Source organism: Streptomyces sp. N35 (assembly GCF_016464295.1).
Lineage (GTDB): Bacteria > Actinomycetota > Actinomycetes > Streptomycetales > Streptomycetaceae > Streptomyces.
In genome coordinates this window covers 1-13,601 of record NZ_JAEIMH010000140.1, presented here as the reverse complement: position 1 = coordinate 13,601, position 13,601 = coordinate 1, and the positions used below count along the sequence as shown (strand labels likewise).

General features: G+C 71.3%; 13 protein-coding genes. 12 read left to right on the top strand and 1 reads right to left on the bottom strand.

The features are described from left to right. Positions 1 to 6 precede the first annotated feature (6 nt). Together JAO81_RS40060 and mycP are read left to right on the top strand one after the other, a co-directional pair. Positions 7 to 858: a hypothetical protein gene (locus JAO81_RS40060; RefSeq protein ID WP_374194417.1), complete on the top strand. Its 852-nt coding sequence runs from the start codon at positions 7 to 9 to the stop codon at positions 856 to 858. Continuing rightward, positions 855 to 2,000, top strand: a complete 1,146-nt coding sequence (gene mycP, locus JAO81_RS40055) for a type VII secretion-associated serine protease mycosin (RefSeq protein ID WP_199552933.1) — start codon at positions 855 to 857, stop codon at positions 1,998 to 2,000. The genes JAO81_RS40060 and mycP overlap by 4 nt, the downstream gene beginning before the upstream one ends. A 9-nt stretch (positions 2,001 to 2,009) precedes the next feature. Here mycP and JAO81_RS40050 read toward each other — a convergent pair whose 3' ends face one another. Next, entirely contained in the window at positions 2,010 to 2,873 is an 864-nt protein-coding gene (locus tag JAO81_RS40050) for a serine hydrolase (RefSeq protein WP_199552932.1), read from the bottom strand. Positions 2,874 to 2,969: 96 nt separating this feature from the next. Here JAO81_RS40050 and JAO81_RS40045 point away from each other — a divergent pair, with 96 nt between their 5' ends. From JAO81_RS40045 to JAO81_RS40000, 10 genes are all read left to right on the top strand, one after another. Then, a complete protein-coding gene (locus JAO81_RS40045) occupies positions 2,970 to 3,710 on the top strand; it encodes an SseB family protein (RefSeq protein ID WP_199552931.1) in 741 nt (246 codons plus the stop codon). Between the two features lie 116 nt (positions 3,711 to 3,826). Next, positions 3,827 to 4,189 carry a DUF1844 domain-containing protein gene (locus JAO81_RS40040; RefSeq protein ID WP_187815968.1) on the top strand — a complete coding sequence of 121 codons (363 nt, stop codon included), beginning with the start codon at positions 3,827 to 3,829 and terminating at the stop codon, positions 4,187 to 4,189. A gap of 299 nt (positions 4,190 to 4,488) precedes the next feature. Further along, entirely contained in the window at positions 4,489 to 5,205 is a 717-nt protein-coding gene (infC, locus tag JAO81_RS40035; protein ID WP_199552930.1) for a translation initiation factor IF-3, read from the top strand. A gap of 100 nt (positions 5,206 to 5,305) precedes the next feature. Then, positions 5,306 to 5,500, top strand: a complete 195-nt coding sequence (gene rpmI, locus JAO81_RS40030; RefSeq protein ID WP_161700734.1) for a 50S ribosomal protein L35 — start codon at positions 5,306 to 5,308, stop codon at positions 5,498 to 5,500. Between the two features lie 123 nt (positions 5,501 to 5,623). Beyond that, positions 5,624 to 6,010, top strand: a complete 387-nt coding sequence (rplT, locus tag JAO81_RS40025; protein WP_165335498.1) for a 50S ribosomal protein L20 — start codon at positions 5,624 to 5,626, stop codon at positions 6,008 to 6,010. A gap of 207 nt (positions 6,011 to 6,217) precedes the next feature. Continuing rightward, the gene (locus JAO81_RS40020) at positions 6,218 to 7,060 is read left to right on the top strand and encodes an RNA methyltransferase (protein WP_199552929.1); all 843 of its coding nucleotides are present in this window, start codon (positions 6,218 to 6,220) and stop codon (positions 7,058 to 7,060) included. A 122-nt stretch (positions 7,061 to 7,182) separates the two neighbouring features. Then, positions 7,183 to 8,313 (top strand): ATP-binding protein, encoded by a 1,131-nt coding sequence (locus JAO81_RS40015; protein WP_199552928.1) that lies wholly within the window; start codon positions 7,183 to 7,185, stop codon positions 8,311 to 8,313. A gap of 169 nt (positions 8,314 to 8,482) precedes the next feature. Beyond that, entirely contained in the window at positions 8,483 to 9,622 is a 1,140-nt protein-coding gene (pheS, locus tag JAO81_RS40010) for a phenylalanine--tRNA ligase subunit alpha (protein WP_199552927.1), read from the top strand. Beyond that, complete coding sequence (gene pheT, locus JAO81_RS40005) at positions 9,622 to 12,159, top strand: phenylalanine--tRNA ligase subunit beta (RefSeq protein ID WP_199552926.1); 2,538 nt, start codon at positions 9,622 to 9,624, stop codon at positions 12,157 to 12,159. The genes pheS and pheT overlap by 1 nt, the downstream gene beginning before the upstream one ends. 240 nt (positions 12,160 to 12,399) lie before the next feature. Beyond that, a complete protein-coding gene (locus JAO81_RS40000; protein WP_199552925.1) occupies positions 12,400 to 13,488 on the top strand; it encodes a PP2C family protein-serine/threonine phosphatase in 1,089 nt (362 codons plus the stop codon). Positions 13,489 to 13,601: the final 113 nt, after the last annotated feature.

Below are 13,601 nucleotides of genomic sequence, written 5' to 3'. Positions count from 1 at the left end.
GGGCCCGTGGACCTCAGCCCGGGGCCGGGCGCCGGGCGGCCCCTGGTGTTCGAACCGCCCGCCGCCTTCGACGACCACACCACCCGGCTGCGCCCGGTGGGCCGCAGCCGCCCGCGGATCGTCGCCGCGGCCTGCTGCGTCGTGCTCGGCGTCGGGCTCATCACCGGTGCGGTAACCGGGAGTTGGCTCACCGGCGAGTCCGGTGCGGCCGCCGGCGACGCGAGTGTGTTCGCCGCCGCCGCGGAAGCCTGGCACAGCGAACCGGTCGACACCCTCTTCCCGCGTACGGTCGAAGGCGAAGGCGCGGGACCCGGTGACGCGGACCGCCGGTGGACGCGGATCGCCGTCGCCCCCGACAGCGGCTGTGCGACGGGACTCGACCCGCTGCTGCACAAGGCGCTCGAAACGGCCGGCTGCCAGCGCCTCGTCCGCGCCACGTACACCGACGCCACCCACAGCTATGTCACCACGGTGGGCATGGTGTTCACCGAGGCCGATGCCGAGGCGATGAGCGCGCTGCGCACCCGCTTCGAGAAGGAAGGCCTCGCCACCCGCCCCGATCTACTGCCGCGCACCTACCCCGTCAAGGGCACGATCGCCGCGGACTTCGGGCCCCGGCAGCGGGCCAGCTGGAGCGTGTCGGTGCTCAGCGACGCGCCCGTCGTCGTGTTCGCGGTCTCCGGATTCGCGGACGGCCGGCCGGTCCCGGCCCCCGAACCGGCCGCGAAGGCCATGGCCGAGGGAGCCACCAGCGCAGCCGCCCAGTCCGGTCTCGGCCACGAGGCGCGGGGCCTGGCCGACCGTATCGAGCGTGGCTTGCGCAAGAAGGCCGCCGAGGCCACGGAGGACGCTTCGTGAAGGTTCGCTCCCTCGGCGCCCTGCTCCTGACCGGCGCCCTCGTCCTGCTACCGGCGACCGCCGCACAGGCCGACACCATCCGCGCCCAGCAGTGGGCGCTCGACGCCCTCGACGCCGAGCGGGCATGGGCCACGACCAAGGGCCGGGGCATCACGGTCGCGGTCCTCGACACGGGGGTCGACGGCACGCACCCCGACCTCGAGGACAACGTCCTCAAGGGCAAGGACATGATCGGCTTCGGTGCCCGGCAGGGCGACAAGGCCTGGGCCCGGCACGGCACCAATATGGCCGGCATCATCGCGGGCCACGGACACGGCCAGGGCCGAGCGGACGGTGTCCTCGGCATCGCCCCCGAAGCCAAGATCCTTCCGGTACGGGTGATCCTCGAGGACGGCGACAAGTCCCGTACGAAAGCGCGCAACACACGCGGCACGGCCCTCGCCGACGGCATCCGCTGGGCCGCCGACCACGGCGCCGACGTGATCAACATGTCGCTCGGCGACGACAGCGAGTCCGCCCACGCCGACGCCCGGGAGGACGCCGCCGTCCAGTACGCCCTGAGCAAGGGGGCGGTCGTCGTGGCCTCGGCGGGCAACGGCGGCGAGAAGGGCGACCACATCTCGTATCCCGCGGCCTACCCCGGCGTCATCGCCGTCACGGCCGTCGACCGCTACGGTGCGCGCGCCTCGTTCTCGACCCGCCGCTGGTACGCCACGGTCAGCGCCCCCGGCGACGACATCGTGATGGCGGGTCCGGACCGCGAGTACTACAAGGGCTGGGGCACCTCGGCCGCGGCCGCCTTCGCCTCCGGAGCGGTGGCGCTGGTCCGCGCCGCCCACCCGGACCTCGGCCCGGCCCAGATCAAGCGGCTCCTGGAGGACACGGCCGAGGACTCCCCGTCCGGCGGCCGCGACGACTCCTTCGGGTACGGCTTCATCGACCCGGTGGCCGCGATCGCGAAGGGCGCCGAGATCAAGCCCGCGGCGGCACCCGCGTACCCGAAGAAGTACTTCGGCCAGGGCCCGTCCAAGCAGGAACGGGGCTCGGGCACATCCAGTTGGCTGGGCCTGGCGGCGGGCGCCCTGGGCGCGGGTTTCCTGGTCGTCGCGACCGTGCTCTGGCGGACCAGGCGCCGGGCCTGAAGCGCGGGTTCAGCTTCCGGCGCCGTCGGTCACCGCTTGCGCCGTCGCCCGCGCCACCCGCTCGACCAGCGCGACCCCGTCCTCCTTGGTCTCATGCCCGTCCGACAGCACGGCGATCAGATACTTCCGTCCGTCGACCCTCACGCGGCCGATGCTGTTGATGTCCCAGAGCCCGGTGGCGGAGCGCGGCAGCCAGCCGTTCTTGAGCGCACTGTCGCCGCCCGCCGCCGAGACCCCCCAGTCCTGCCCCTCGACTATCGCCCCGAGCACCTTCCGTACGTACTCCTGCGATGCGGCGGACACCACGCGCGCATCGCCGAACACGGCCTCGAGCAGCATCAGTTGATCCGCCGCGGTGGTCCGGGTCAGCCCCCACCGCCCGTCCGTGCCGGCGCTGGTCCCGGTGAGTCCGAGGCGGGCGTTGGCCGCGTCGAGCCCCTCGGCTCCGCCGATCACGGTCCACAGAGCGGTCGCCGCCGCGTTGTCACTGCTGGTGATCATGGCGTGCGCGAAGGACCGCTCCTGCCCGGACAGGGCGCGCCCCTCGTCCTGCGCCTTCAGAAGCAGCGCGAGCAGGATGTCGACCTTCACGATGCTCGCCGTGTCGTACGCCTCCTCGTCCGCGTAGCCGCCCCTGCTGCCGTCGTCCAGACCGAGCACGGCGACGGAGAAGCGCGTATCTCCCGGGAGCGCGACAGAGGCCAGCGCATCCTCGAGCAGCGAGTCCATGGAGGGCCGCACGGTCGCCTCCTGTACGACAGGTTCCTGGCGGGGCGCCCGCACGGCGGACGCGGGGCCGGCGTCGGCCGTCGGAGCGCAGCCGGCCACCGCACAGACGAGCAGGGACACGGCGAGGGTACGGGGCACGTGCATGCCGCGAGGCTCGGCCGCCTGCCTGTACGCAGCGTGAGATCCACCTCAGAACTCGGTGGGAACACCGGCCGTCGCGGCTCTGTAGGGTCGGGCAACGTGGCGAACAAGAACATCCCCGACCACGGGTACGGGAACGACGACGGCTCCGCCGACCCCCGCCTCGGCGCGGCACTCGGCGCCTGGGCCGCGGAGCGCACGCCCGCCAACGAGAGCCTGGTCCTCGAAGCGCTGAAGGAGGCCCGGCTCCTCGTCCCCGTCGTCGCCGTACTCGGCGAGGTCGAGACCGACGAGAGCGGGCTCAAGCGCGAGAAGAACAGCGACATGGCCGTGCCGACGCTCAAGGCCGGCGGCCGCACCGCGCTGCCCGCCTTCACCTCGACGCACGCCCTCTCCCTGTGGGACCCGGCCGCACGGTCCGTCGCCGTGCCCATGCAGCAGGCGCTGCGCGCGGCCGCGCACGAGAAGGCCGACACGATCGTCCTCGACATGGCGGGCCCCGTCCCGTACGAGCTGCCCCGTCGCGCCCTGTACGCGCTCGCCGAGGGACGCACCTCGACGGATCCGCTGACCGATCCGGCCGTCGCCGAAGCGGTGCGGGCAGTGGTCGCCGCCGAGCCGTCGGTGATCCGGGCCCACCTGGGCGCCGCGGGGAACTCCGACGGCACGCTCGCCCTGGTGCTCGACGACGGCAGCGACCCCGCGGCCGCCGCCCAGCGCGTCGCGCGGGCGCTCGCCGCGGACGAGAACCTGCGGGCTCGTCTGGTGCGCGGCCTCGACCTCGCGCTCCTGCCTGCTGAGGCGACGCCGCCCGGTGAACCGCTGTACGTGCGGGCGTAGGGCCTGTCCTGTGGATCAGGCCCTCGGGGGACCTGTCTTGTGGATCAGGCCCCGGGGGGAGCGGACGCCGCCCCCGACGGTCGGAGCACATCCCGTACGCGCTTAGGCTGAGCACCATGACTGACGCAAGCCCCACCGGACAGACCGCCGACTTCGACGCCATGGCCCGCGACATCGCCGAGGTCCCCGCGGTCGAGGTGATCGTCACCGTGGCGGTGAACCTCATGAGCGCCGCCGCGGTGAAGGCGGGCCTGACCGAAGAGGGCGATGCGCACAAGGACCTCGACGAGGCGCGCAAGCTGATCCACGCCCTGGCCGGTCTGCTCGACGCCAGCACGACCGAGATCAGCTCCTTCCACGCGGCCCCGCTGCGCGACGGTCTCAAGTCGCTCCAGCTGGCGTTCCGCGAGGCCTCGCTCGTCCCGGACGAGCCGGGTCAGGGCCCCGGCGAGAAGTACACGGGGCCCGTCTTCGGCTGAGCCCGCCCGCGGCGACGGCCCTGAACACGGGCCGTTAGCCGCACCCCCCAAGCTCTGCTAACCTTGTGTAACGACCGGCCGGACACTCGCGTGCCCGGCCCACAAGTGGAGGCTCCGATCTCCCACCTGGCCACCCGAAAGGGCGGCGGGTCACCGGTCCGACGGACACCTCGTGTGTATTCCCGTCGCTGATGCGCCCCGCGTACGTCGCGGTGGTGCTCCGGTTTGGAGCCCCGCCTGTGATCGTCCGGGGCATTTTTCATGTGCCGGTGCGGTTAGGTCTCACAACATGACGTTACGTGGCGGTCCGCCAGACCGTTGCGTGGTGCTACCGAGGAGGATCCATCAGCACCGAGCCCCGCATCAACGACCGGATTCGCGTTCCCGAAGTGCGACTTGTCGGTCCCAGCGGCGAGCAGGTCGGGATTGTTCCGCTTGCCAAGGCCCTTGAGCTTGCTCAGGAGTACGACCTCGACCTGGTCGAGGTCGCGGCGAGCGCACGTCCGCCCGTCTGCAAGCTCATGGACTACGGCAAGTTCAAGTACGAGTCGGCCATGAAGGCCCGTGAGGCGCGCAAGAACCAGGCGCACACGGTCATCAAGGAAATGAAGCTCCGGCCGAAGATCGACCCGCACGACTACGACACCAAAAAGGGTCACGTCGTCCGGTTCCTCAAGGCGGGCGACAAGGTCAAGATCACGATCATGTTCCGTGGTCGCGAGCAGTCCCGCCCCGAGCTGGGTTTCCGACTGCTGCAGCGCCTTGCTTCGGACGTCGAGGACCTCGGGTTCATCGAGTCGAACCCGAAGCAGGACGGCCGAAACATGATCATGGTTCTCGGTCCGCACAAGAAGAAGACCGAGGCCATGGCCGAGGCTCGCGAGGCCCAGGCCGCGCGCAAGGCGGACGCTCCGGCGACCACCACGCGTCGTGACCGCGCCACGGACGAGGAGCCCACCGAGGCTGCTGCGGAGGAGCCCGCCGAGGCTTCGGCCGAGGAGCCTGCCGAGGCCTGATCCGGGGCGCGAGTCCAGGATCGCCAACCGATACAACTGACGCTCCCGCCTGCCGGCTTCACCGCCGGGGGAGCGCCACTGACGAGGAGAGAACGGCGCTATGCCGAAGAACAAGTCGCACAGCGGTGCCAGCAAGCGCTTCAAGATCACCGGCTCCGGCAAGGTGCTCCGTGAGCGCGCCGGCAAGCGCCACCTGCTCGAGCACAAGTCGTCCCGTCTGACGCGTCGCCTCAGCGGCAACGCCGAGATGGCCCCGGGCGACGCCAAGAAGATCAAGAAGCTTCTCGGCAAGTGACGTCGCGGCCCCCGCTGTGACATCGGCGGCTCCGCCGCGGGCGGGGGCTGGACGCCTGGACCGGGACCTATTCGAACTTGGGCCGTGTGAACATCACCACGGCCCCGCTACAAGGAGTTAAAAGTGGCACGCGTCAAGCGCGCGGTAAACGCGCACAAGAAGCGTCGGGCGATCCTCGAGCAGGCCAGCGGCTACCGCGGACAGCGTTCGCGTCTGTACCGCAAGGCCAAGGAGCAGGTCACCCACTCGCTGGTCTACAACTACAACGACCGCAAGAAGCGCAAGGGTGACTTCCGTCGTCTGTGGATCCAGCGCATCAACGCTGCGGCCCGTCAGAACGGCATGACGTACAACCGTCTCATCCAGGGTCTGAACGCCGCCAACATCGAGGTGGACCGCAAGATCCTCGCCGAGCTGGCCGTCAACGACCCGAACGCGTTCGCCGCGCTGGTCGAGGTTGCGCAGAAGGCCCTGCCGGCCGACGTCAACGCTCCCAAGGCTGCTGCCTGAGCGTTGCGCCGCTGAGCGCTTGATCGGACCCGTGGACCGTTTCGGTCCGCGGGTCCGATTTTGTTCGGGCATGCGTCTGCCCCTGAGTGTCGTTCGCCGTCTGCGGGTTGCCTGTGGCTGGGCGCGCAGTTCGCCGCGCCCCTATGTCGGCGCTTCGCGCCTCCACTGCGCAGTTCCCCGCGCCCCTGAGTGCCTAAGGTTGATGTCATGGTTGCCGCACCTGAGCTGATCTCGTCGAAGTCCACCCGCGTCGCCGCCGCCCGGCGGCTCGGGAAGCGGAACTTCCGGACCAAGGAGCGGCTGTTTCTGGCCGAAGGGCCTCAGGCTGTACGGGAAGCAGCAGGGCACTCCGCGGACGGACAGCCGACGCTCGTCGAGCTGTTCAGCACCGTCGAGGCCGCCGAGCGGTACGCCGAGATCATCGAGGCCGCGCAGAAGGCCGGTGCCCGGGTGCACCTCGCCGACGAGACCGTGATCGCGGACATCTCCACCACCGTCACGCCCCAGGGGCTCGTCGGGGTCTGCCGCTTCCTGGACACGCCCTTCGAGCGGATCCTGGCCGCGCGGCCCCGGCTCGTCGCCGTACTGGCGCATGTGCGCGACCCCGGGAACGCCGGCACCGTGCTGCGCTGCGCGGACGCGGCGGGCGCGGATGCCGTCGTCCTGACCGACGCGTCCGTCGATCTGTACAACCCCAAGTCCGTACGGGCGTCGGTCGGTTCGCACTTCCATCTGCCCGTCGCCGTCGGCGTACCCGTCGAGCAGGCCGTGCAAGGGCTCAAGGACGCGGGTGTACGGATCGTCGCGGCCGACGGGGCCGGCGAGGACGATCTCGACGACGAACTCGACAAGGGCACCATGGGCGGGCCCACCGCATGGATCTTCGGCAACGAGGCCTGGGGCCTGCCGGAGGAGACCCGCGCACTCGCCGACGCGGTGGTGCGCGTGCCCATCCACGGCAAGGCCGAGAGCCTCAACCTCGCCACGGCCGCCGCCGTCTGCCTTTACGCCTCGGCGCGCGCCCAGCGCAGGAACGCGCCCCGGCCCTGAGCCCTTCCTCCCCGAAGTTCTCACCTTCACCGGTACACGGGGCACCCCCACCGTCACCCTCAGCTAGTAGTGTGGCGGGCTCGGGGGCCCACTGATGACGAGTCGAGAGGTGGGATACGGGGATGAGTGTCGGCACCAGGAGACAGGCCGGAGCGCGACGCTCCGTGCCGCGCCCTGCCGCGCCCCGTATCGGCACCCCGCTGGGCGAACTGGGCCTCGACCCCGACGACTTGCCCGACGGTCTGGTCGTCGCCGACGAGAAGGGCCGGGTCGTCTGCTTCAACGCGGCGGCCGCCCGGATCACCGCCGTACGCCCCGAGGACGCCCTCGGGCATCCGGTCGAGGACGCCTTGCCGCTCGAGGACCTCGAAGGCCGGCGCTGGTGGCAGCTGACCGACCCCTACGGCGGCCTCGCGATCCGCACCGGTCAGCCCGAGCGCAATCTGCTGCTGCCCGGCGGCCGCGAGGTGCTCGTCTCCGCGCGCTATGTGCGGACGCGGCCCACCGGGCCCCTGCACCGCCTTGTGGTGAGCCTGCGGGACACCGAGGCCCGGCGCCGTACCGAACGAAGCCATGCCGAACTGATCGCGACCGTGGCCCATGAGCTGCGCTCGCCGCTGACCTCGGTGAAGGGGTTCACGGCCACGCTCCTTGCCAAGTGGGAGCGGTTCACCGACGACCAGAAGAAGCTGATGCTGGAGACCGTCGACGCGGATGCGAACCGCGTCACGCGGCTGATCGCGGAGCTGCTCGACATCTCCCGTATCGACTCGGGGCGTCTCGAGCTGAGGCGGCAGCCCGTCGATGTCGCCGCCGCCGTCGGACGCCATATCCAGTCGCACATCGCGGCGGGCCAGGCGCCGGACCGTTTCCTCGTACGCCTTCAGCAGCCGCTGCCCGACTTGTGGGCCGATCCCGACAAGATCGACCAGGTGCTCTCCAACCTCCTGGAAAATGCCGTGCGCCACGGGGAAGGCACCGTCACCATTGACGTGGCACCCCTTGAGAGCCCCCTGGAAGGGACGGCAGTCACCGTGAGCGACGAAGGCCCCGGCATCCCCGAGGAGTCGATGGGCCGAGTCTTCACCCGCTTCTGGCGGGGAAGCAAGCGCGGTGGCACAGGCCTGGGCCTCTACATCGTCAAGGGCATCGTCGAGGCGCACGGCGGGACGATCACCGTCGGCCGCGGACCCTCCGGCGGCGCGGAGTTCCGATTTACGTTGCCCGTGGGCACTCCGGCGTACCTGCTCTAGGTCATCCGGCCCGGTCCCCACGGGCGTCATCAGCTCCTTACGCCCCGCACACGGGCGTCAAAGCCACCCTGGCACCCCGTTAGACTCGACCCTTGGCGCATTTGTGTCTGCGTGGGCGCGGTCTGCGGTCCAGGAGAGACCAGCCAGCCAATCGGAAGCACGGGAAGAGATGTCGGCACCGAATAAGTCGTACGACCCTGTTGAGGTCGAAGCCTTGAAACCGGAAGAGATCGAGCGCATGCGGGACGAGGCGCTCGCCGCCTTCGCGGCCGCAGGTGACCTCGACGCGCTCCAGGAGGCGAAGGTCGCGCACACCGGCGGCACCTCGCCGCTCGCGCTCGCCAACCGTGAGATCGGCGCGCTGCCGCCGCAGGCCAAGGCCGAGTCCGGCAAGCGCATCGGCCAGGCCCGCGGCGCGGTCAGCAAGGCCCTCGCGGCCCGGCAGACCGAGCTCGAGGCCGAGCGAGACGCCCGCGTACTCGTCGAGGAGGCCGTGGACGTCACGCTGCCCTACGACCGCGTACCGGCCGGCGCCCGGCACCCGCTGACCACCATGATGGAGCGGGTCGCGGACGTCTTCGTGTCCATGGGATACGAGATCGCCGAGGGACCCGAGGTCGAGGCCGAGTGGTTCAACTTCGACGCCCTCAACTTCGTGCCGGACCACCCCGCGCGCCAGACCCAGGACACGTTCTTCGTCCAGGGCACGCGCGAGGACGGCAAGCCGACCGTCGACGACGAGTCCGGCATCGTCCTGCGCACCCACACCTCGCCGGTGCAGGCGCGTGCGCTGCTCAGCCGTGAGCTGCCGGTCTACATCGTGTGCCCCGGCCGCGTGTACCGGACCGACGAGCTGGACGCGACGCACACCCCGGTCTTCCACCAGATCGAGCTGCTCGCGATCGACGAGGGCCTGACCATGTCGGACCTCAAGGGCACCCTCGACCACATGGTCAAGGCGCTCTTCGGCTCCGACATGAAGACGCGTCTGCGGCCGAACTACTTCCCGTTCACCGAGCCGTCCGCCGAGATGGACATGCTCTGCTACGTGTGCCGCGGTGAGTCGGTCGGCAACGCCGACAAGCCCTGCCGCACCTGCTCCAGCGAGGGCTGGATCGAGCTCGGCGGCTGCGGCATGGTCAACCCGCGCGTGCTGACCGCGTGCGGTGTGGACCCCGAGAAGTACAGCGGATTCGCCTTCGGGTTCGGCATCGAGCGGATGCTGATGTTCCGCCACAACGTCGAAGACATGCGAGACATGGTCGAGGGTGACGTCCGGTTCACCCGGCCGTTCGGGATGGAGATCTGATGCGGGTCCCGCTTTCTTGGCTGCGGGAGTACGTCGACCTGCCGGCGGACGCCACCGGCCGTGACGTACAGGAGAAGCTGATCGGGGTCGGCCTCGAGGTCGAGACCGTCGAGCAGCTGGGCGCGGGCCTGACCGGTCCGCTCGTCGTCGGCAAGGTCCTCACCATCGAGGAGCTGACCGAGTTCAAGAAGCCCATCCGCTTCTGCACCGTCGACGTCGGCCAGGCCAACGGCACCGGCGCGCCCCAGGAGATCGTCTGCGGCGCCCGTAACTTCGCCGAGGGCGACAAGGTCGTCGTGGCGCTGCCCGGCGCCGTGCTCCCCGGCGACTTCCGGATCGCCGAGCGCAAGACGTACGGCAAGGTCTCGCGCGGCATGATCTGCTCCAGCGACGAGCTGGACATGGGCGACGACGGCACCAAGGGCATCATCGTCCTGCCGCCCGAGCACGAGGTCGGCACGGATGCCACCAAGCTGCTTGAGCTGTACGACGAGGTCCTGGACATCGCCGTCACGCCCGACCGCGGCTACTGCCTGTCCATGCGCGGCGTGGCCCGCGAGGCCGCCACCGCGTACGGGCTGCCGCTGCGCGACCCGGCGCTGCTCGACGTCCCGGCGCCGAACTCGTTCGGCCACCCGGTGAAGATCTCCGACCCGCGCGGCTGCGACCGTTTCACGGCTCGTACGGTCGTCGGCCTGCAGCCCGAGGCACGCTCCCCGATCTGGCTGCAGCGCCGGCTGCAGAAGGCCGGGATGCGGCCCATCTCGCTCGCGGTCGACGTCACCAACTACGTGATGCTGGAGCTCGGCCAGCCCCTGCACGCGTACGACCGTTCCTCGATCGAGGGCCCCATCGGTGTGCGCCGTGCCGAGGCGGGCGAGAAGTTCACGACCCTCGACGGTGTCGAGCGCGTGCTCGACACCGAGGACCTGGTGATCACCGACAACCGCGGACCCATCGGTCTCGCGGGTGTCATGGGCGGCGCCAACACCGAGATCGCGGATCCCGAGATCGACCCGGAGACGGGCCTGGCGCAGGGCACCACCGAGGTGGTCATCGAGGCCGCGCACTTCGACCAGCTGTCGATCGCGCGCACCGCACGCCGGCACAAGCTGTCGTCCGAGGCGTCCAAGCGCTTCGAGCGCGGTGTCGACCCGAAGGCCGCGTCCGCCGCGGCCCAGCGGACCGTCGACCTGCTCGTGCTGCTCGCGGGCGGTACCGCGGAGGCCGGGGTCACCGAGGTGATCGCGCCGTTCGCGCCGCACACCATCACCATCCCGGCGAACCACCCCGACAAGGTGGCGGGTGTCGACTACGGCCGCGAGACCGTCGTACGGCGTCTGCAGGAGGTCGGCTGCGATGTGTACGGGCAGGACGAGCTCGTCGTCACCGTGCCGTCCTGGCGGCCGGACCTGACCGACCCCAACGACCTGGCCGAAGAGGTCATCCGGCTCGAGGGCTACGAGAACCTGCCCTCGACGCTGCCCAAGCCCCCCGCGGGCCTGGGGCTGACCGACCGCCAGCGCCTGCACCGCCGCGTCGGCCGCGTCCTGGCCGGTGCCGGTTACGTCGAGGCCCTGAACTACCCGTTCATCGGCGAGCAGGTCTTCGACCACCTGCAGCTCGACAAGGACGACCCGGCCCGCCGTGTCGTCAAGCTGGTCAACCCGCTCTCGGACGAGGAGCCCGCTCTTCGTACGACGCTCCTCCCGGGCCTGCTCCAGGCGCTGCGCCGCAACAACGGCCGGGGCGGCCACGACCTCGCTCTCTTCGAGACGGGTCTGGTCTTCCACCCGGCTGCCTCGTCGACGGGTGTCGGCACCGCCGTACGCCTCCCGGTCGACCGTCGGCCCACCGACGAGGAGCTCGCCGGGCTCAACGCGGTGCTGCCCGTCCAGCCGCGCCATGTCGCGGTCGTCCTCGCGGGCGCCCGTGAGCAGGCCGGCTGGTGGGGCAAGGGCCGTCCGGCCGAGTGGGCCGACGCCGTGCAGGCCGCGCGCGGCGTGGCCGCCGAGGCCGGTGTCGACCTGCTCGTGGACCAGGGCCAGTACGGTCCCTGGCACCCGGGCCGGTGCGCCGAGCTGTCCGTCGTCATCGACGGGGTGAAGACACTCGCCGGTCACGCGGGCGAGCTGCACCCGCGCGTGGTCAAGGCGCTCGGGCTGCCCGCGCGCACCTGCGCGATGGAGCTCAACCTCGACCTCGTCGAGCAGGCCGTGGACGGCACGCTGCAGGCGCCGCGTATCTCCACCTTCCCGGTGGCCACGCAGGACGTCGCGCTGGTCGTCGACAAGGAGGTGCCGGCCGCCGCGGTCGAGCACTTCCTGCGCGGCGGCGCCGGTGAACTCCTCGAGGACATCCGGCTGTTCGACGTCTACACCGGCGACCAGGTCGGCGAGGGCAAGAAGTCGCTCGCGTACGCGCTGCGCTCCCGCCCCCCGAACCCCCCCCTCACCGTCGAGGAGGCGGCGGCCGCCCGTGATGCCGCGGTGGCGGGGGCCGCCGAGATCACCGGGGCGGTGCTGCGCGGCGCGTGAGGCCGCGGCGGGGGCTCGCGTTCCCGTAGAGCCAGGGCTCAAAACGCCTGGTGAGGGGCGCACTTGGGAGACCAAGTGCGCCCCTCACTCATTCGGGTGAGAAGAACGGACTCCCTGGCCCGATCGGGCCACCCCATGGACAGAATCGATCCGGCCGGGCGCCGAGCAGTCGCTGCTCCGGTGCACGCGCTGTCTCGGGGCTGGCCCCTGCTCGACAGGGCCTTAGGGAGGCCGTCGGCGATGATCCGTATCAAGTCCAGGACGCCCGTCGTACCGGGGTCCGGACACCGCACGTCACGGGCGGAGTCATCCCCGATCCGGCGTGTGGTCACTCTTGCGCTGCCGACGCTGTGGGGCGGCGTCGCCATCCTCTACAAGCTCACCTGCCCGCTCGCCCAGCAGGACGGGCTCACCGCACGCATCGCCACCAGCGCGGTGTTCTTCGCCGTGGGCACCGGTTTGATACTCGGCGTACGCCGGGCCCTCCTGCAGGAGCTGGCCCAGATCCGCGAGGTCGCCGGCGCCGCCCAGCGGGTGCTTCTGCGTCCGCTGCCGCCCCGCCTGGACGGTCTGGCGATCGCCGCGGGGCAGCTCTCCGCCCATCGGGCCGCGACGGTCGGCGGCGACCTCTACGAAGCTGTCGCCACCGACCACGGCGTACGGGTCGTCATGGGCGATGTGCGCGGGCACGGCCTCGCCGCCATCGGCACCGTCGCCGCACTGCTCGGCAGCTTCCGCGAGGCCGCGCACGACGAGGCCGAACTCCCGTCCGTACTGCGCAGGCTGGAGCGCGCGATGGGGCGGCATCTGCGCGAGCGCGCACGGTCCGAGCATCCCTCGGCCTGCGCCGGGGAACCCGAGACCCCGCTCTGCGAGGAGTTCGTCACCGTCCTCCTCCTCGAGATCCGTCTCGACGGCTCGGTGTACGCGCTCAACTGCGGCCACCCCTGGCCCTACCGGCTCGGCCAGCAGGTCGAGCGGGTCGCGGGCGGCGAACCCCTGCCGCCGCTGGGGCCCTTCCCGCTCCCCGCCGACCTGCCCGTCCTGCACTGCGGATGGCTGCGCGCCGGCGAGACGCTGCTGCTTCACACCGACGGCGTGGAGGACGCACGGGACGCGGCCGGCGAGTTCTTCCCGCTGGCCACCGTGCTCGCCGGGAACCGCAGTACGCCCGGCGAGGTGATCAACACCGTGTGCGACGCGCTGCTGCGGCACACGGGCGGCCGGCTCGCCGACGACATGGCGCTCCTCGTGCTGCGCAACGAGCGGCGCAAGGTGCCGCAGCAGCCGGGCGAACCGGTGGTGCGCGGGGCACGGACGGCCACTTGACCCACGGGCTGCCACCCGCGGTCACCGGGCCACGGGCTGCCACCCGCGGTCACCCGGGCGCGGGCTGCCACCCGCGGCCGCTGGGCCGTGCGCATCGGTGCGGGTGGGCCCGT